We start from the raw sequence: 16,916 nt of genomic DNA on the forward strand, positions 1-16,916 counted from the left end.
GTTTTGTCTAAGAATGAAATATGTTGTCGGAAGTTTCAATTTTTGAAAAATAAATGACTCTTCCTTTTTCATGATAGTATGGACTCAAATGATGGAGGAGGATGAAAAATGAACGTTCACGAACTGAAGAATCTATTTGCCCAGACAAAAGAATACACTCCGGAACATGTAAATGAATTGCTTGATTTTACAAAAAAGTCGTATATTCAGAATGAGATCACCATTCTGGAATACCGGAACCTTGTTCGTGAGCTGGAATTGCTAGGAGCTTTCATTCCCGAAGATCAGAAAGAAATGACCATCTAAAAAGTTGAAGCACCAGAATACTTGGACCGCCCCCATTATTGCCGGCTTGGCTGACAATTGAGGTGCAGTTCAAATGCTCTGGTGCTTCTTTATTTTTGGCTGCCTGTTTGGTTAACCGCAATGATCAGACTCTTGAGGATGAATTCCACTGATTGTAGTTGATCAAGGAATCGCTTTTTGCTTGTTTCCGGAAAAAATGCCTGTACAGAAATGACTTCCAGATAGTCTGCGGCCGTTTCAATCTGGTTGACATGAAGGTTTTTCGGCCTGTTCTGACCTACCCAATAGAACGCTGCTTTCCTCCATGTATCTGTTGTCCCCTTTACCTCATCAGCAAACGGCTTTACTTCTTCATGAAAATCGCCTCTTACTTGCTTTTCTTTTGAATTTTGAAATCGTTGATGAGCAAATTCCAGGTTCACAAGCAACCTTTCAGATAATGCAATAAGATTTTGGTCAGTTTCCAAGTTAATCACGCTTTCTCTGGTTCTATTTTATGATGCAGCTAGTTCCGCTGCTCTTTTCATGTCTTCTGTATGCTTTTCAGGGCGATCCATACAAAAAGGACTCTGTTAACATTGGCTGTTGATTTCCGTTCCAGGCGCTTCGCTTTCCGCTGGAAGAATATGAAAAAGACCAACTGCCGTCTTTTTCATAAGCAATTCTTCCTTGGGGCTGGCGCTGAGCCTCCTCGTCGCTTTGCTCCTGCGGGGTCTCACCTGACCAGCTGCGCCCGCAGGACATTGAATGGCTTCCTCGAATCTGCCCACGCACGATGGAAATGCGTTAGCATTTTCGGAGGAGTCTACGCGCCTTCCACTACAATCAACAGGGTTTAAAAATCAATAATCAGCTTTAACAGAGCCACAAAAAAAAACAGCTTTCATGGCAAAAGCTGCTTCATGTTGAATCTATTCTATTATATTTTAAAAACTCATTTCAAGTTTTAAAGAGGCTTGCTCGTTTATCGGCTGTATTGAGGAATTAAGGGCTTGCGGAATTTCTCCTTCCACTTTATCCAGAAGCATGCTTGTTTTTTCTAAATGTACTGAATGGGCCTTGTACATTTTTTCCCGGACTCCCTGCAAAGATTCATGCAAATTCATGTCAGTTTCTTCAAGGCAGAGGGCCATTTCAGTCAACATCCCTAAAAACTCTTCCCTTTCAATTCCTGGCTTCATGATCATCTCTCCTAACTTGGTATTTTAAGGTCTGGCAGAATGAACCCGGTGCACGACGATGAATCTTTCCTTATAGAATCCCAGTCTCTTGATTGTAAAATTCTCCTTTCTTACTTAACCTCCTTCATGGTTGACAAAACTAGAAGGGATTCGGCAAACAAAGTGTTTTTCAGCAGTGAACTTTACAGCCTTCGACATGGACAAATCGTATGAAAACCGAACAAATGAACAAACTAAGGTCGGGAGGTGTTCACATGAATAAAAAACAACGTAAAACCGCGCAGCAGCCGAATAAAACGGCAGAGAAAAAAGCTGGCTATGGTGACAAAAAGCTTGAAGGACCTAACCGCCCGGCTGAATGATGAGAAAAAGCAAGGGATTCCTTGCTTTTTTATTTGTCCGCATTAATCTGGGGTGAACAATTCTTTAACCGTTATTAAAGCATGCAGCTGTTTTTGCTTTTTCTTATACCAATCTGTCAGATGGATAGGATGCCTATGTTTGGTTTCTGGATTGATCCATTCCCGGTGAAACTTTCGCTGTCTATACCAGTCACCCTGATCACGAAAATGATGGAGGATGATTGGATAGGTACTTCTAAGGAAGGGCGTGTCCCGCTTTTTGTGATTTTGGAAGTATTTCTCGTAATCATGTCTGGATGCCGTATGTTCCGTATTTAATGCGAATTCAAGAAATGAGGGGTAATACCCGGGGTGAAATAGTATGGATGCCAGCCTCTTTCCCAGATTGATCCTTTTGCTGATGAATTTGAAACCATTAACGCTTGCTCCGTACAGCTCACCTTCACAAGTAGGAAAGAGGACTGTACTGAAATGCAGGTGATCTTCAAAAGAAAACATTGACGTATTGAAAACTCTTCTCTTATATACCGGTTCTTTGATTACCGGCTCCTGTATCACATTTTGTTCGTTGATAATCAATGCGACCATGAGCCTTCTTTTATCTCCATACTTCCAAAATTCCTTCCACTCTTTCTCCATAAAGGCCGATACATCAAGAAATTGAAGCAAGTGAAACATTGGGGTGCTTTTTTTCGTCGAATAAGAGTACAAGAGCAGCTGTGCATATGCATCACGAAAAATCAGCCAATTCGCCCGTTCATATGTGAGGAATAATCGTTTGCGGATAGCAGGAGCAAGCATTCTCGGAAACCAGTCACCTTCCAGGTCGCACATATTATAGCCACCATTTCTGGATACCATGCTTGCAAGGAAGGACCAAATCATCTCGGGATATTCCAGATAGAAATCCAGATAGGCTTGTGTTCTTGAGATATTGTCCAGGTTTTTTTTAGCCGTTTCAATTCTGATCTTTTGGATCATCTCTGCTTCGTCATCCGGCAGTTGTGAAAATTGGGGATAATGGGTCATTGACACACCGTTTCTCTTCCTTTTCTATAGGTTGTTCTTAGAGTGAAGTGAAATGAGGCTTTTTATTCAACCAAAAAACGTTTAAATTTGGTATGATATAGAGTAGTCTGCGAGGTGGTCATCTTGATTTTCAATTATCCAAACGGAAAAAAATATATTCCTGCTGCAAATAAAGAGACAGCACAAAAAACAAAAAAACAAAAGAATGCAGCATATAGCAACAGAGGGATGACATTGGAGGAGGACCTCAATGAAACCAACTCCTTTTACCTTGACCGCAACATTGCGGTAATCCATAAAAAGCCTACACCAGTCCAAATCGTCAATGTGGATTATCCGCGAAGGAGTGCAGCGGTCATTAAAGAGGCATACTTTAAACAAGCTTCTACAACAGACTATAATGGCGTTTATAAAGGAAAATACATTGATTTTGAGGCAAAGGAGACGAAGTTTTCAACATCTTTCCCATTAAAAAACTTTCATGAACACCAAATTGTCCATATGAAAGCCGTCATTGAGCAAGGAGGAATCTGTTTTGTCATCCTCCGGTTCTCTACTGATGAGGAAATCTATTTCCTTGAAGCGAGCCATTTGCTTATTTTTTGGGAGAGAATGGTCAAAGGCGGCAGGAAGTCGATTACCAAGGAAGAAGTCATCAATTGCGGCCATAAAATCCCCCTTGGTCTTCATCCGAGGATTGACTATATCAAAGTTATCGATTATCTTTATACACTTAGTTAGTTTTTCTATTGCGAGAAAGGAATGAACTATATATGGCACAGAAACCTCAAACAAGAGAGGAGCGACGCAGACAGCAGGCAGCCAAGAACAACAAGCCAAAAGGCAAGAAAGCGAAAAAAGGAATATTCAAGAAAATTTTCCTGACGCTGATCGCCCTGGGCATCATTGGCATGCTGACTGGTATCGCTACATTTGCATTCATGATACAGGATACACCAAAACTTGATGAATCCTTGCTCAAAGACCCGATCTCATCAAAAATCTATGATAAAGACAAGAAACTTGTAACAGAAGTAGGATCACAAAACAGGGACTATGTTGCTTATGAGGATATACCAAAACTAGTAGAAAACGCCTTTTTAGCAACTGAAGATGTCAGATTCTACAAACATAATGGAATCGATGTCATCCGTCTTGGCGGAGCAGTTATTGCCAATGTCACGAATGGATTTGGATCTGAGGGTGCTTCCACCATCACACAGCAGGTCGTGAAAAACTACTTCCTTGGTTTTGAAAAGACCATCTCCAGGAAAGCACAGGAAGCATGGCTCGCCTATCAGCTTGAACAGAAATATACGAAACATCAAATCTTCGAGATGTACGTAAACAAAATTTATATGTCTGAAAACATGCATGGTGTCCTGACCGCCTCAAGGACGTATTTTGGCAAGGATTTGGATCAGCTTGAGCTTCATGAAGCAGCTCTGCTTGCAGGAATGCCTCAAAGTCCAAATAATTACAATCCTTTTACAAATCCTGAAAAAGCAGAGAAGCGCAGGAATATTGTTTTATCCCTGATGCACCAGCATGGATTCATATCAAAGGAAGAGATGGAAAAAGCTCAAAAGATTCCTGTGGAATCCAGTCTTGTCAAGGAAGAAAACAGGAAGAACAAGGATGAAAAGCCTTTCGATGCGTTTGTCGATATGGTCATTGATGAAGTAACCGAAAAAACCGATTTCGATATTTTTTCCGATGGACTTGAGATTTATACAACGCTAGACCCTAACGCCCAGACTCATGTTGAGAATATCCTGAACACCGATGCTGCGGTACAATTCCCAAATGATGAATTCCAGGCAGGCATCACCCTTCTAGACACGCAAACCGGGGAAATACGTGCGATTGGCGGCGGCCGCAAACAGCAGGTCAAGCGTGGGTTGAATTATGCTATTGATGTAAAAAGACAGCCGGGTTCAACGATTAAGCCTATCCTTGACTATGGACCGGCAATTGAATATTTGCACTGGGGTACCTACCACATGCTTGAAGATAAACCGATGACTTATTCAACTGGTGACCCAATCCGGAACTGGAACAATAAGTATAACGGCATCATGACAATGAGAATGGCCCTTGCAAAATCAATCAACATCCCTGCCCTTCAGGCATTCCAGGCTGTAGGTCTTGATAAAGCAAGGGAATTCGGCAGTAATCTTGGACTGACACTTGATGATCCTTTCTATGAATCAGCATCAATTGGTTCTAAAGAAATTGCCCCTATTGAAATGGCTGGTGCATATGCGGCATTCGGAAACAATGGATTCTTTACGGAGCCATACTCAGTCAAGAAAATAGTACTCCGAGACAAGACAGAAATTGATCTGACACCTGAGACTGAAGTGGTCATGAAGGATTATACTGCCTTTATGATTTCTGATATGTTGAAAACGGCAATCACGCAAGGAACTGGTGCAACGTACGCAAATATCTCCAACCTTCATGTTGCCGGTAAAACTGGAACAACGAATTACACCGAAGAGGATATCAATAAATTCGGAATCAAAGATGGCGGAGTGCCAGATTCCTGGTTTGTAGGGTATACAACTAGGTATACAGCATCTGTCTGGACCGGCTACAGTGATCGCAAAACCGCACTTTACGGTACAGAACAAAAAATATCCCAGATGCTATTCAAGGATCTGATGTCTTATGTATCTAAAGACGTAGACACTCCAGATTTCACCGTACCGAAGAGTGTCGAAAGAGTTAAAATTGAAAAAGGCACTATGCCTGCCAAGCTTGCCAGTGAGTATACTCCAAAGGATCAGATCCTTTACGAGTGGGCAGTGAAAGGAAATCTGCCGAAGGAAAAGTCAAAGAAATTCGAAAAGCTTGAAGCTCCTTCAAAGCTTGAAGCCAAGTACGATGAAGCGAAAAATGAAATCATCCTGACTTGGGATTTCAAACAGAAAAACAAGGAAGATGTCCAATTCGAGGTGACCGCTTCCCTTGATGAAGGTCCTGAACAAGAATTAACGAAGACAACGGATACCGGTTTAAAAATTGCCAACGCAGTTCCAGGCGGGATTTATTCCTTTAAAGTTACCGCTATCCGTGGTGATCAGCGTTCCGAACCTGCCACTCTAAAAATTGAAGTCCCAGATGTCACATTGCCTGATGATGGTGAAGGTGATGAAGGCGAAGACGGCAATGGAAACGGGAATGGCAATGGTAATGGTAATGGAAATGGCAACGGGAATGGCAACGGTAACGGCAACGGTAATGGTAACGGTAACGACACCGGAAATGGTGAAGGTACCGGAGATGGTACTGGCGATGTCAGCGGTGCAGGAAGCAATAACGATAGTGGCGGCACCGGCACTGGCACCGGCACTGGAGACGGCACTGGCACCGGCACTGGCACCGGCACTGGAGACGGCGATTAACCTTCACCCCCTTGCCGTATAAGAAAAAGCCATAAAAAATAAACGCCCTGATTAGTCAGGGCGTTTATTTTTTGCATGATTTAAAGCTGTCTTTCTGGCATACTGCTTTTCCTGTTCGGCAAATAGTTCCGCCAGTTGCTTATAGGATTGGAAAAGGCCAGGCCTTGATGTAACAAACTCCAATCTTTCAAGGACGTTTACGGGCTTGAGTTTACACTCTTCAATCGAATGCAGCTCTTGATTCAGTCCATTCGTAGCGAAAAGAAATTGCTTGAATAATTCAATTGCCTTATTCATTATTGGTAGTGCCTGGTCACGATCCCTGTTTGTAAAGTGATGGCGGAGTTCTGAATTGTAATGATTCCAATCACTGAGGATTTTCTCCATAACAGCGTTCCTCTCCCCGGAGTTAATAGTCCTTTTCCTTACAATTTATCCTTCATCCGCTTCTTGCCCTCTCTGCAAACATCAAGCAAAGGACAAGTCTCACATCTTGGATTCTGTGCTTTACAATGGTACCGGCCAAAGAAAATCATCCTGTGGTGAGTAATTGACCATTCTTCTTCAGGAATTTTCTTCATTAAAGTCTTTTCGACCTCCAGCACTGAGTCCTTCCAACGGCAAAAAGCAAGCCGTTTGCTGACGCGCTCCACATGTGTATCCACTGCAATCGCAGGAACTCCAAATGCAACGGAAACGACGACGTTAGCAGTTTTCCGGCCTACTCCGGGAAGCTTTGTCAATTCATCTCTGTCTGCAGGCACAACCCCTCCATATTCAGCGATAAGCATCCTGCAAAGCTTTTGAATATTCTTCGCTTTATTACGATACAGTCCAATCGAGCGGATATCCTGCTGCAATTCTTCCAATGTCACGGCCAAAAAATCCTCAGGAGCTTTATATTTTTGAAACAAGTTCTTCGTCACTTTATTGACAAGTGCATCAGTGCACTGAGCCGACAATGCAACTGCTATCACAAGTTCAAAAGGATTTGAGTGGACCAGCTCACAGTGTGCATTTGGGAACATCCTGCCCATTTCATCAAGGCAGAACCTGATTTGCTGCTTATTTAACATGATTTCTTCACCACATTTCCGATTTTGTTAATTTTGGGGCTCGGTTTCATACTTTCACAAAACAAAATGAAATGAAAAAAGAGAGAATGAATGAATTCTCTCATAACAATTACTGTTCTAGCCAGTTATAAAAAGGTACAGGATTGGCGGAAACTTTAGGCTCTTCCTTCGCTGCCCGCTGCGTGCTCTGATGCTGCCTGAATTTCCTTCCGTAACTTTTAGCCTGTTCGATTGTTTTGATTCCATTCTTTTTCCATTCAAAAAGAATCCGGTCTATGTACCGAAAATTCAATTTCCCTGATATCACAGCTTCTCTCAAAGCAGCTTTAATGATGATCGGGTCATGGTGATCATCATCCATCCACATTGCGAGAGATTCACATTCAAACGGCGATAATGGCCTGCCGAACTCTCTTTCGAACGCGGTATATAAATCTGTTTCTTCCTTCTGCTCCATAAGCTCTTTTTCCTGCTTACGTTTCAGCATGAACTGGTCAAACAGCTTATCCCAAAGGGGTTCGAGTGAGTACTTTTCATATCTGATTCCTTCAGTGGAATTTCCGTCAATGATTGATATAAACCCTCTCTGGATCAGTGCACGGAGCAAATCAGTACATTCGAAAGCGGATATCGTCATGCGGGCTGCAAGTTCAGTGGGAGTAGGAAATTCATTTCCTTTTTCAGAAAAATAGAAAACATGGAGTAATAATGCCAATTCTTGTTCGTTCAATCTCATTTCTTTGTACTGCGTCAGCAATACTGAAGGAATAGTAACATTCCCTTCTTTCAGCCAATCTAACATATCTGCTTTTTTCATTCCGGACACCTCTTTTCATAGTATAGCATGAACAAGCCCGGCTGGTAATAAAATAGAAAAAGATTAAAAAGGGAAATTAGTCGAAAAATATCGAAAAGGCGATTCAAATTCAAACCATAAAATCTGTGTAACAAAGCTGCTGATTATCGTTTCAGGCACTGAAATTACAGAGCCTTTTCAAAAAGAGACGGAGAACCGGTTCACAGTTCTCCGTCTGCTGTTTTTATGCACGGCTGTTAACAAAGTCATGAATTCGGCTGATTGCTTCCTCTAACTGGCTGAGTGATGTCGCGTAAGAAAGGCGCATAAAGTCCGGAGCCCCAAAACCAGAGCCAGGAACAACTGCAACGTTTGCTTCAGTCAGCAGTATTTCCGCAAACTCATCTACATCCTTGCAGCCTGTCATCAAGGCAGCTTCTTTTGCATTCGGGAACAGATAAAATGCTCCCTGAGGCTTAATGCAGCTGATTCCCGGAATCTCATTCAACTTAAGATGAATGATTTCAAGCCTTTCTTCAAAAGCGGAACGCATCATCTCGACCTCTTCCTGCGATCCAGCGTATGCTGCGATTGTCGCATATTGTGCCGGAGTAGTCGGATTCGAGGTACTGTGGCTTGCCAGGTCAGTCATAGCCTTGATGATGATGCTGTCACCGGCAGCATACCCGATTCTCCACCCCGTCATGGAGTGGGACTTTGAAACACCATTGATGATGATGGTCTGCTTTTTCAATTCGTCTGATAGTTGTGCGATCGAAATATGTTCAGCTTCACAATAAATCAATTTTTCATAGATTTCATCAGATATGATCAGGATGCCCTTTTCAAGACAAACATCTCCAATTGCCTGCAATTCTTCTTTTGAATAAACCATCCCCGTAGGATTGCTTGGCGAATTGATGATGACTGCTTTGGTCTTATCCGTCACCTTTTCCTTCAGCTGTGCTGGAGTGATCTTGAAATTATTTTGTTCCAGCCCTTCAACATAGACTGGGGTTCCTCCTGCCAGCTTCACTTGCTCTGGATAGCTGACCCAATAAGGAATCGGAATGATGACTTCATCGCCCTCATTAAGCAGAACCTGGAATAATGTGTACAATGCATGTTTTGCACCACTGGTGACAATGAGTTCACTCAGCTGATAATCAAGACCCTGATCTGCTTTTAATTTCGCTGCGATTTCCTTTTTCAATTCAGGAAGCCCGCCTGAAGGAGTATATTTTGTGAATCCCTCATTCATCGATTTAACAGCAGCATCGATTATATGCTGCGGTGTATTGAAATCAGGCTCACCCGCTCCAAGTCCAATCACGTCTTTTCCCTGTGCTTTTAATTCTTTTGCCTTGGCGGTGATGGCCAAAGTTGATGAAGGTGTGAGTGCTCCCACTCTGCCGGCTAACTGGATCTCCATCCTTTTTCCCCCTATATTTTAATTGCGTTCAATAGAACACGTTTATAAATTATTAATAGCCCTCAATTTTTCGCCCGTCTCGAAATCGACATAATAATAATTGATGGTGTCGCTGTTTTTACGGTAATAAATTTCCCAGGCCGGCCTGTCCGTCTTTTGGATTCTGGCCATGCCCAGCCTTACAGCGATTATTTCATCAGGATTCTTTTCCTGATATAGTTTATTTAACGCTTCTTTTTTCGTGATTCCATTTTTGGCAATTCTCGTAATCAATTCACCATTTTTTTCATTGATCCAGACATATACGTCTTCCTGCCTGGCATTTTTCCCTGTCATGACATAATAAGTTTCTTCACCACTGTAAAGATTGAAGTCAGTGAAATCAGACAGGCTCGTTTCTTTCGCTGCAATCTTCACAGCCTTATTTTCTGCGGCACTAACTGGTTCCATCGCATTCAAGTAAACATTCACCAGGATTCCCGTGATGATTGCCACAAAAAGCACACTCAATAAAATCCACTTCTTCACATGTATCCCTTCTTTATGTAAGCTCACTTCACCGCTCCCCTCAACCTGGTTGAACAAGCGGTAAAATAAAAGATGTTTTCATTAGGTACGGTAAATCGTAAAGACGGCCTTATCTTTATCCTCCTGGTCCAAAGCCAGGCCAAACATGAGGTCATCATGTTTCAAGGACCTGTTAAGGGCATCAACTATTTTATATAGATCCGGACTATTCTGGACCTTAACCGCAGAAATTATTTCGATTTTGCTTTCCATCCTGCAACTCTCTCCTTGCACATTTTTTGACATTTATAGAACAGCATCCCGCTGCAAACAATACAATTAACACCACTCATTATATCAGGAGATGGTCTTTACTGTAAGGATAAGAACAAAATCAAACAAAAAAATTCTAGCCCACACATCAAAAATGACTGCGCAGTTTATGCGCAGTTTTTTATTCTTCACCCATAATGGTAATCACATCATAAGTAGACTGTGTAAACTTTATTGTAACAGTACCATGCTGTTTTGTGAAATAAACATCAATCCAGGCTTCATGAAGCATTTCCACTAAATCGGGATCAGGCTTTACTGAATTTGATTTAAATATGATGGCCAACTGCGGATCCATATGCTCGATCAAGAGATCGGAAAACGAGCCCTTAGCACCATAAGCGGGAAGTTTAATGATATTGACATTTCTTAATGGCTCAGCAAGAAAAGCCTGCTCCGAGTGGTGGCTTGCTGAACTGATATAAAAAATTTGATGATGGAAAAATTGAAAAGAGATATCCGTCCCCTCGGTTTCTTTATCTCCATCGAAGACAACTTCTGCGGTCAACCCAGGCAACAGTTTTCGAAGATCCCCCTGCTTCCATTGTTCCACCTTAACTCCAGCTGGGATTTCTTTCGCCATTAGTGCAGTCTCTCCGGCTTTTCCGCTCACTACTTTGCCAACATCGTATTTCCGTATGAGTTCCTCAAGGTTTTCCATTTCCGAACTTGATGTCAAAATGACTGTAGATATATTTTTTACATGAAAGAGAGCGAGCAGCCTTTCAAGTTCCTTCAATGTTCCTTTGCCACCCGTATTCACCAGGATATTTTCGCCGGTGGCGTATTGGATCAGCGCAGCTTCCCCATCGCTCAAAGCAAGAAAAGTGAAGGCCAGTTCATCTCTTTTAAGGTTGACATCGACTCCTTCCACCTCGACAGGAGCTGAAGGAGATTCATACGGGAAATAGTACCAATTAACGATGGCGAAGATTGCCATTATCAGCTTCATATACACTCCTCCAATTACTTCTAGCTATAGAGTGCGTCATTTGGCTGAAAATATAAAAAGACTTTTGGAAAAGTTGACTCTTTTCAATTTAGTTGTTGATGTTCGTTCCTGGGACTGAGCAATCAGCATGGCTCAAGAACCTGGAATCTAAACCATTCTGATGCACGCCTACAGCCAATGATGAATCAAATCAACAATATCAGTAATTGATTTTTCTTCGACCGGCACGTCAGCCACTGACCTTAAAAAGGCATTTCCGTATTTTGTCGTTACAAGCCTCCGGTCAAAAACAAAAATCAGGCCACGATCATCGGAAGTCCGAATCAGCCTTCCAAAACCTTGCTTAAAGCGGAGAATTGCTTCCGGCAATGATAACTCAGAAAAAGGGTTTCCGCCATTCTCTTTTATCAATGCACATTTTGCTGCTGTAAGTGGTTCGTCAGGGGGCGAAAAAGGAAGCCGGACGATGATTAAACATGAAAGGTCTTCACCTGGTATATCCACACCCTCCCAAAAACTGCTCGTCCCAAACAGGATCGCTTTATCGAACCTTTTAAAATTCCTCGTCAATCTCGTTCTGCTGCCTGCCGTAATCCCCTGGGCAATCAATACAAAATCCTCCAGAAGGCCGCTTTCCTTGATCAGATTGTATGTCTTTTTCAGCATTTCATTCGAAGTGAACAAAATCAGCATCCTGCCCATTGTGGCTTCTGCAATCGAAATGATATGTTCCGAAATGGCTGCGACATAGTCATCATCAGAAACAGATTTAATATCTGGCAAGTCATCTGGGACGACGAGTTTCACTTGTGACTTATAGGAGAATGGAGACCGGATGTGCTTCTCAAACAGCACTTGCTGCAACCCTAATTCCCTTTTGATGAAGCTGAAAGAATGATTAACTGATAAAGTCGCTGATGTTACGACCACACTCTTCTTCCTGGAGAAAAATTGCTCCTCCAGATATTCGGAAACATTAACTGGACGTGAAAAGATAGCCGTTGAATTTTGCATTGACCTTGTATCAGCTTCAATCCACCTCACATACCTGTTCTCATCTGTAAATAGTCTTTTGGCCGTGATGCAAATTTGTTCCAAATCTTCCTTGGCCTGAACAACCTCTTCCAGTATCGCCATTTGCCTTGCTGAAAAGCTGTCCGGGGTTCTCCATGCATCTTCCAGTCTTTTTTCAAGGGCTTCAATCAAATCTCTAAGATAAAAATAAACCCTTTCAGCAGTTGTCCTCAATGCTGTCCATATCCGATTTTCCCTTTCAGGAACCATGCTTGCATGGATTTTGCTCCCAGCAACTTTATTCTTCATCGCCTTCCTTGCATAGGTACCTGCAAGCTTGAATAGGTCCTCTGTTTCATAGACTAAATCAGATATCAAATGATTGATTTCAAAGGTATGACGATGTTCACCATTAAGAACTCCAATCTCGTTCAGCAAGGATTCAAGCTTATAAAATAGCTGATTTTGTTCGTAAAGACCGATTTGATTCAGCACCAGCCTGACTGACATATAATCGAGGGACTCTCCAAAATATTTGCCCGCTGCCTTTTCGAATTGATGACCTTCATCAAGGACAACATGCTCATACTCCGGTAAAGGGCCATTTTCTGACACTAGGTCGGCAAAAAGCATCGAATGGTTGGTGATGAGGAGATCCGCATTTTGCGCTTTTTCAATGGCCTTTTTATAAAAGTCATATGCCTCCCAGTGCTTTGTCTTGATGAAGATGGAACGCTCATTCTTCACTTTATTCCAGTAAAGCATTCCTCCGCTGGACAAATTGAGTTCATCATAGTCACCAGTTTCGGTTTGGGTCAGCCAGACAAGGATTTGCATCTTTGTTAGGGCAGTATCATAATTCTCTTCTATTTCCCTGAGAGACTGCTCAAAGCGAGCCATATTAATATAGTGGCTCCTCCCTTTGATCAGCGAAACCTTCACTTTTCTACCCAATGCCTGGTTTAATTTCGGGACATCATTCGTCAGAAGCTGCTCCTGCAGCTGGGTGGTATATGTACTGATCACTACACGTTTATTGCTTTCCAGCGAAAACACAGCTGAGGGAATCAAGTAACCCAGGGACTTCCCTACGCCAGTTCCGGCTTCAATCAATGCATGGCCGTTTTTATGGAACGCATCATAAACAAGGTCCATCATCTCGAATTGTCCTTGCCTTATTTCATATCCGGTAAAAGCTTTTTGCAGTAAGGTTTTTTTGTCTTCCATTGACTTTGGATAATCAATTGCCTGTTGTTCATCATTTTCAATCACGGGTTTCCTTCTTAAAGCTATCCCGCGGAAAACTTCTATATGCTCCGGTAAAATCTCGATTCGGCTTTCCTTTACATTCACTATCTCATCAAAAATCAAATGAAGATCGCTTTTCAGTCCTTCTGAAAGCTTAGCCAGCTCTTTGATTGTGACAAAAGGGAGCGAACCAACTGCATTGAGCATGATCAATAAAAGCTCTGCTGTCACCCGGGCATCACTATCTGCTTGATGAGGACGGTCGTGTTGGAGATCCTCCCTTGCAGCAAGGTCAGTCAATTTAAAACTATCGGCAGTCGGATACAAGATCCTCGCCATTTCCACAGTATCTATAACCGGACCATAAAAACCTTCCTGGCCTGCATTTAATAATTCTTCCTGTAAAAAGGAAAGGTCGAATAATACATTATGAGCCACAAAATAAGCATCTTCAAGCATATCAGAAACCTGCGGAGCGATTTCCTCAAATAATGGGGCTTCCTTAACCATGGAATCCGAAATGCCTGTCAGTTCTTCAATAAAAACGGGTATTTTCTGTAATGGATTGACGAGAGAGGAGAACTGGCCGGTAATTCGGCCATCCTCAACTACAACTGCACCAAACTGTATAATTCGGTCACCTTTTTTTGGAGAATTACCCGTAGTCTCTAAATCGACCACAACAAATTTTTGGCTCATTTTTCAATACACCTCTAACATTCAGTCAAACAAAAACGTATCACAAAAAATATGAAAGTGAAAGCAGGAGCTTTACAGTATTTTTCTGGCTCATTTTTATACCACGTTGCTTTCACTAATTTACGTAAAAACAAGCTTTTGTGTTTTATCGAATTTATTCCATCTATTAATCCTAGTATCACCAATATAATTTCTTTATGTCATAATTTCGTGTATAGCGGCCATGTGAGATATGTATGAAAAAACTCCCGATGGTCGGGAGTTCTCTGGCTCTATAGAAATACCGTTTTCTCAGGTTCAGCATGGATCATTTCAACGATATGGTTGTTTTCATCCATCAATGCAACTTTCGGCTGATGGGTCGCTACCTTCTCTTCAGGAATGAGGGCATATGAAATGATGATGACAACATCACCCTCATGGACTAGACGGGCTGCTGCTCCATTCAGACACACTACCCCGCTGCCTCTTTCCCCAGGGATAATATATGTTTCAAAACGGGCGCCATTATTATTATTGACGATTTGTACCTTTTCGTTCGGAACCATACCAACAGCATCAAGTATATCACTGTCGATTGTGATGCTGCCTACATAATTCAAATTTGCCTCGGTTACTCTTGCACGATGTATTTTACCGTTCATCATGGTGCGGAACATGGAATGTACTCCCCCTAAAAAGTTATTCTACATTTAAAATGATATTGTCGATCAATCTGGCTTTCGAAAACTTGACTGCCATTGCGATGATGATCCTGCCTGTCAATTCCTTTAGGGATTGCAGCTCTGGATAAGAGTAGATTTCAATATAATCGACTATTCCGGTCGTATTTTCGTTAATATGGTTCTTCATCATTTCGGAAAGCTTTGCTGGATTCCGCTCACCGCTCTCCACGGCGGCTTTTGCCAACAGAAGGCTTCTGTTAAGCTCTGGTGCCTGTTCTCTCTCCTGTTCATTCAGATAGACATTTCGAGAACTTTTGGCAAGACCATCCTCTTCCCTGACAGTATCAACCGGAATCAATTCAATCGGGAAATTAAAATCCTGGACCAAACCTTCAACAACAGCAACCTGCTGGGCATCCTTCAGCCCAAAATAAGCCCTTGTAGGCTGAACGATATTGAAAAGCTTGATCAACACCGTGGCAACGCCATCAAAATGCCCCGGTCTTGATTTGCCGCAAAGTACATTCGTCCTATCAACAACGGTCACTTTAACAGAAGGATTATTTGGATACATTTCTTCTGCTGAAGGATAGAAGATATAATCTACTCCCTCAGATTCGGCAATCCTATGATCACGTTCAAAATCACGCGGATAGGCATCCAGATCCTCATTAGGGCCGAATTGGAGAGGATTCACGAATATGCTCAGGACGACAACTTCATTTTCCTTCCGCGCCCTTTTCATCAAGGACATATGCCCTTCATGCAGGAATCCCATCGTTGGCACGTAGCCAATGCTGTTGCCTTCAGATTTTAATTTTTGCATTTGTTGCTGCATTTCTGTGATCGTACTGATGATTTTCATTCTCTTCCTCCGTACAATGCCTGCAATTCTTCTTCTTTCATCGTAAATGTATGTTTATCTTCCGGGAATGCTTTATGCCTCACTTCGGAAACATAGGCACCAAGCCCGGCGGTAATTTGTTCATTCACATTCGTATATTGTTTCACGAATTTTGGGACACGGTCCACTCCATACGTGATAATGTCATGATAGACAAGTACCTGGCCGTCGACTTCCGCGCCAGCGCCAATACCAATTGTCGGGATTGATAGACCTTTGCTGATTTGTTCAGCAAGCTGCTTAGGCACACACTCGAGCACTACGGCAAACGCACCTGCTTCTTCACATTTTTTTGCATCTTCGATCAGCTTTTTGGCAGCATCTGCACTTTTTCCCTGGACTTTGTATCCTCCAAGAACACCAACAGATTGTGGTGTCAGGCCAAGATGTGCAACAACCGGTACACCTGATTTCGTAAGTGCGCTGATATGATCTATAACCTCGTCAGCACCCTCAAGTTTTACGGCATTCGCCCCAGTCTCCTGCATGATTCTGGCACCATTTAATAATGTGTCTTTGATTGACAGATGATAGCTCATAAATGGCAAATCGACAACAATGAAGGTATTGCCTGCTCCGCGCCGGACGGCTTTTGAATGGTGGACCATATCCTCCATTGTCACTGGAATCGTGGAATCATACCCCAGCACGACCATGCCCAATGAATCTCCAACGAGAATCATGTCAGCTTCTGCCTGTTCAGCATGTTTTGCCGATGGATAGTCATAGGCTGTCACCATGACAATCTTGCTGCCACTTTGCTTCATTTTCAAGAAATCCGTTGTTTGTTTCATTTCCATTCCTCCTTTTCTGAAGAGGAGATAAAACAATCAATCAATGCAAGACACTAAAAAAGGACCCATCTATGCCAGAAGGACCCTTTGAAGCCGCATTTGTTTCATCCCTCTGTCCCAGTCCGCAATCGGATCCAGGCAGAACTATTTTTATTTAATCATCACTTCAGGTGCAGTTCTCTCGATACCGCCCAGATTGATTATAGCA

At 42.4% G+C, this 16,916-nt stretch carries 17 protein-coding genes; 3 read left to right on the forward strand and 14 right to left on the reverse strand.

Annotated elements, in window-relative coordinates; translation table 11 throughout:
• Positions 1 to 108 precede the first annotated feature (108 nt).
• Positions 109 to 306, forward strand: coding sequence for a YppF family protein (locus tag QNH36_RS15450; protein WP_144481454.1), 198 nt, complete (start codon positions 109 to 111; stop codon positions 304 to 306).
• A gap of 89 nt (positions 307 to 395) precedes the next feature.
• On the opposite strand, the gene QNH36_RS15455 is transcribed toward QNH36_RS15450, so the two are convergent.
• The 3 genes from QNH36_RS15455 to QNH36_RS15465 form a co-directional block, all read right to left on the reverse strand.
• Positions 396 to 773: a YppE family protein gene (locus tag QNH36_RS15455; RefSeq protein WP_283903762.1), complete on the reverse strand. Its 378-nt coding sequence runs from the start codon at positions 771 to 773 to the stop codon at positions 396 to 398.
• Positions 774 to 1,232: 459 nt separating this feature from the next.
• Positions 1,233 to 1,487, reverse strand: coding sequence for a hypothetical protein (locus QNH36_RS15460; protein ID WP_283903763.1), 255 nt, complete (start codon positions 1,485 to 1,487; stop codon positions 1,233 to 1,235).
• A gap of 404 nt (positions 1,488 to 1,891) precedes the next feature.
• On the reverse strand, positions 1,892 to 2,878 hold the full coding sequence (locus tag QNH36_RS15465) for a DUF2515 domain-containing protein (RefSeq protein ID WP_144481461.1): 987 nt from the start codon (positions 2,876 to 2,878) through the stop codon (positions 1,892 to 1,894).
• Positions 2,879 to 3,001: 123 nt separating this feature from the next.
• Between QNH36_RS15465 and recU the strand changes: the two genes are divergently transcribed.
• Both recU and QNH36_RS15475 read left to right on the forward strand, forming a co-directional pair.
• Positions 3,002 to 3,619, forward strand: a complete 618-nt coding sequence (gene recU, locus QNH36_RS15470) for a Holliday junction resolvase RecU (protein ID WP_144481458.1) — start codon at positions 3,002 to 3,004, stop codon at positions 3,617 to 3,619.
• Between the two features lie 32 nt (positions 3,620 to 3,651).
• Positions 3,652 to 6,288 (forward strand): penicillin-binding protein 1A, encoded by a 2,637-nt coding sequence (locus QNH36_RS15475; RefSeq protein WP_283903764.1) that lies wholly within the window; start codon positions 3,652 to 3,654, stop codon positions 6,286 to 6,288.
• 51 nt (positions 6,289 to 6,339) lie between these two features.
• Here QNH36_RS15475 and QNH36_RS15480 read toward each other — a convergent pair whose 3' ends face one another.
• The 11 genes from QNH36_RS15480 to panB all read right to left on the reverse strand — a co-directional run bounded on the left by QNH36_RS15480 (position 6,340) and on the right by panB (position 16,708).
• Positions 6,340 to 6,675, reverse strand: a complete 336-nt coding sequence (locus QNH36_RS15480) for a YpoC family protein (protein WP_283903765.1) — start codon at positions 6,673 to 6,675, stop codon at positions 6,340 to 6,342.
• A 38-nt stretch (positions 6,676 to 6,713) separates the two neighbouring features.
• On the reverse strand, positions 6,714 to 7,364 hold the full coding sequence (nth, locus tag QNH36_RS15485) for an endonuclease III (protein WP_283903766.1): 651 nt from the start codon (positions 7,362 to 7,364) through the stop codon (positions 6,714 to 6,716).
• Positions 7,365 to 7,473: 109 nt separating this feature from the next.
• Entirely contained in the window at positions 7,474 to 8,181 is a 708-nt protein-coding gene (locus tag QNH36_RS15490; RefSeq protein ID WP_144476867.1) for a DnaD domain-containing protein, read from the reverse strand.
• A 223-nt stretch (positions 8,182 to 8,404) separates the two neighbouring features.
• On the reverse strand, positions 8,405 to 9,586 hold the full coding sequence (locus QNH36_RS15495) for a pyridoxal phosphate-dependent aminotransferase (RefSeq protein WP_283905426.1): 1,182 nt from the start codon (positions 9,584 to 9,586) through the stop codon (positions 8,405 to 8,407).
• A 48-nt stretch (positions 9,587 to 9,634) separates the two neighbouring features.
• Positions 9,635 to 10,147 (reverse strand): cell wall elongation regulator TseB-like domain-containing protein, encoded by a 513-nt coding sequence (locus QNH36_RS15500; protein ID WP_283903767.1) that lies wholly within the window; start codon positions 10,145 to 10,147, stop codon positions 9,635 to 9,637.
• Positions 10,148 to 10,201: 54 nt separating this feature from the next.
• Entirely contained in the window at positions 10,202 to 10,372 is a 171-nt protein-coding gene (locus QNH36_RS15505; RefSeq protein WP_283903768.1) for a YpmA family protein, read from the reverse strand.
• A 181-nt stretch (positions 10,373 to 10,553) separates the two neighbouring features.
• Positions 10,554 to 11,384 carry a ComEC/Rec2 family competence protein gene (locus tag QNH36_RS15510; protein ID WP_283903769.1) on the reverse strand — a complete coding sequence of 277 codons (831 nt, stop codon included), beginning with the start codon at positions 11,382 to 11,384 and terminating at the stop codon, positions 10,554 to 10,556.
• Between the two features lie 168 nt (positions 11,385 to 11,552).
• Positions 11,553 to 14,345 (reverse strand): ATP-dependent DNA helicase DinG, encoded by a 2,793-nt coding sequence (gene dinG / locus QNH36_RS15515; RefSeq protein WP_283903770.1) that lies wholly within the window; start codon positions 14,343 to 14,345, stop codon positions 11,553 to 11,555.
• 272 nt (positions 14,346 to 14,617) lie between these two features.
• The gene (panD, locus tag QNH36_RS15520) at positions 14,618 to 15,004 is read right to left on the reverse strand and encodes an aspartate 1-decarboxylase (protein ID WP_144476855.1); all 387 of its coding nucleotides are present in this window, start codon (positions 15,002 to 15,004) and stop codon (positions 14,618 to 14,620) included.
• Between the two features lie 22 nt (positions 15,005 to 15,026).
• The gene (gene panC / locus QNH36_RS15525) at positions 15,027 to 15,875 is read right to left on the reverse strand and encodes a pantoate--beta-alanine ligase (protein WP_283903771.1); all 849 of its coding nucleotides are present in this window, start codon (positions 15,873 to 15,875) and stop codon (positions 15,027 to 15,029) included.
• The gene (gene panB, locus QNH36_RS15530; RefSeq protein WP_251540680.1) at positions 15,872 to 16,708 is read right to left on the reverse strand and encodes a 3-methyl-2-oxobutanoate hydroxymethyltransferase; all 837 of its coding nucleotides are present in this window, start codon (positions 16,706 to 16,708) and stop codon (positions 15,872 to 15,874) included. Before panB ends, panC begins: the two co-directional genes overlap by 4 nt.
• Between the last annotated feature and the right edge of the window lie 208 nt (positions 16,709 to 16,916).

The sequence above is a fragment of the Mesobacillus sp. AQ2 genome, assembly GCF_030122805.1.
Lineage (GTDB): Bacteria > Bacillota > Bacilli > Bacillales > Cytobacillaceae > Mesobacillus > Mesobacillus oceanisediminis_A.

What these genes read in the sequence shown, in the direction of transcription:
- QNH36_RS15450 (WP_144481454.1), top strand. Translation starts at nt 109, where the DNA reads ATGAACGTTCACGAACTGAAGAATCTATTTGCCCAGACAAAAGAATAC.
- QNH36_RS15510 (WP_283903769.1), bottom strand. Translation starts at nt 11,384, where the DNA reads ATGAAGCTGATAATGGCAATCTTCGCCATCGTTAATTGGTACTATTTC.
- panC (WP_283903771.1), bottom strand. Translation starts at nt 15,875, where the DNA reads ATGAAAATCATCAGTACGATCACAGAAATGCAGCAACAAATGCAAAAA.
- QNH36_RS15475 (WP_283903764.1), top strand. Translation starts at nt 3,652, where the DNA reads ATGGCACAGAAACCTCAAACAAGAGAGGAGCGACGCAGACAGCAGGCA.
- nth (WP_283903766.1), bottom strand. Translation starts at nt 7,364, where the DNA reads ATGTTAAATAAGCAGCAAATCAGGTTCTGCCTTGATGAAATGGGCAGG.
- QNH36_RS15460 (WP_283903763.1), bottom strand. Translation starts at nt 1,487, where the DNA reads ATGAAGCCAGGAATTGAAAGGGAAGAGTTTTTAGGGATGTTGACTGAA.
- QNH36_RS15505 (WP_283903768.1), bottom strand. Translation starts at nt 10,372, where the DNA reads ATGGAAAGCAAAATCGAAATAATTTCTGCGGTTAAGGTCCAGAATAGT.
- panD (WP_144476855.1), bottom strand. Translation starts at nt 15,004, where the DNA reads ATGTTCCGCACCATGATGAACGGTAAAATACATCGTGCAAGAGTAACC.
- QNH36_RS15480 (WP_283903765.1), bottom strand. Translation starts at nt 6,675, where the DNA reads ATGGAGAAAATCCTCAGTGATTGGAATCATTACAATTCAGAACTCCGC.
- dinG (WP_283903770.1), bottom strand. Translation starts at nt 14,345, where the DNA reads ATGAGCCAAAAATTTGTTGTGGTCGATTTAGAGACTACGGGTAATTCT.
- panB (WP_251540680.1), bottom strand. Translation starts at nt 16,708, where the DNA reads ATGAAACAAACAACGGATTTCTTGAAAATGAAGCAAAGTGGCAGCAAG.
- QNH36_RS15465 (WP_144481461.1), bottom strand. Translation starts at nt 2,878, where the DNA reads ATGACCCATTATCCCCAATTTTCACAACTGCCGGATGACGAAGCAGAG.
- QNH36_RS15490 (WP_144476867.1), bottom strand. Translation starts at nt 8,181, where the DNA reads ATGAAAAAAGCAGATATGTTAGATTGGCTGAAAGAAGGGAATGTTACT.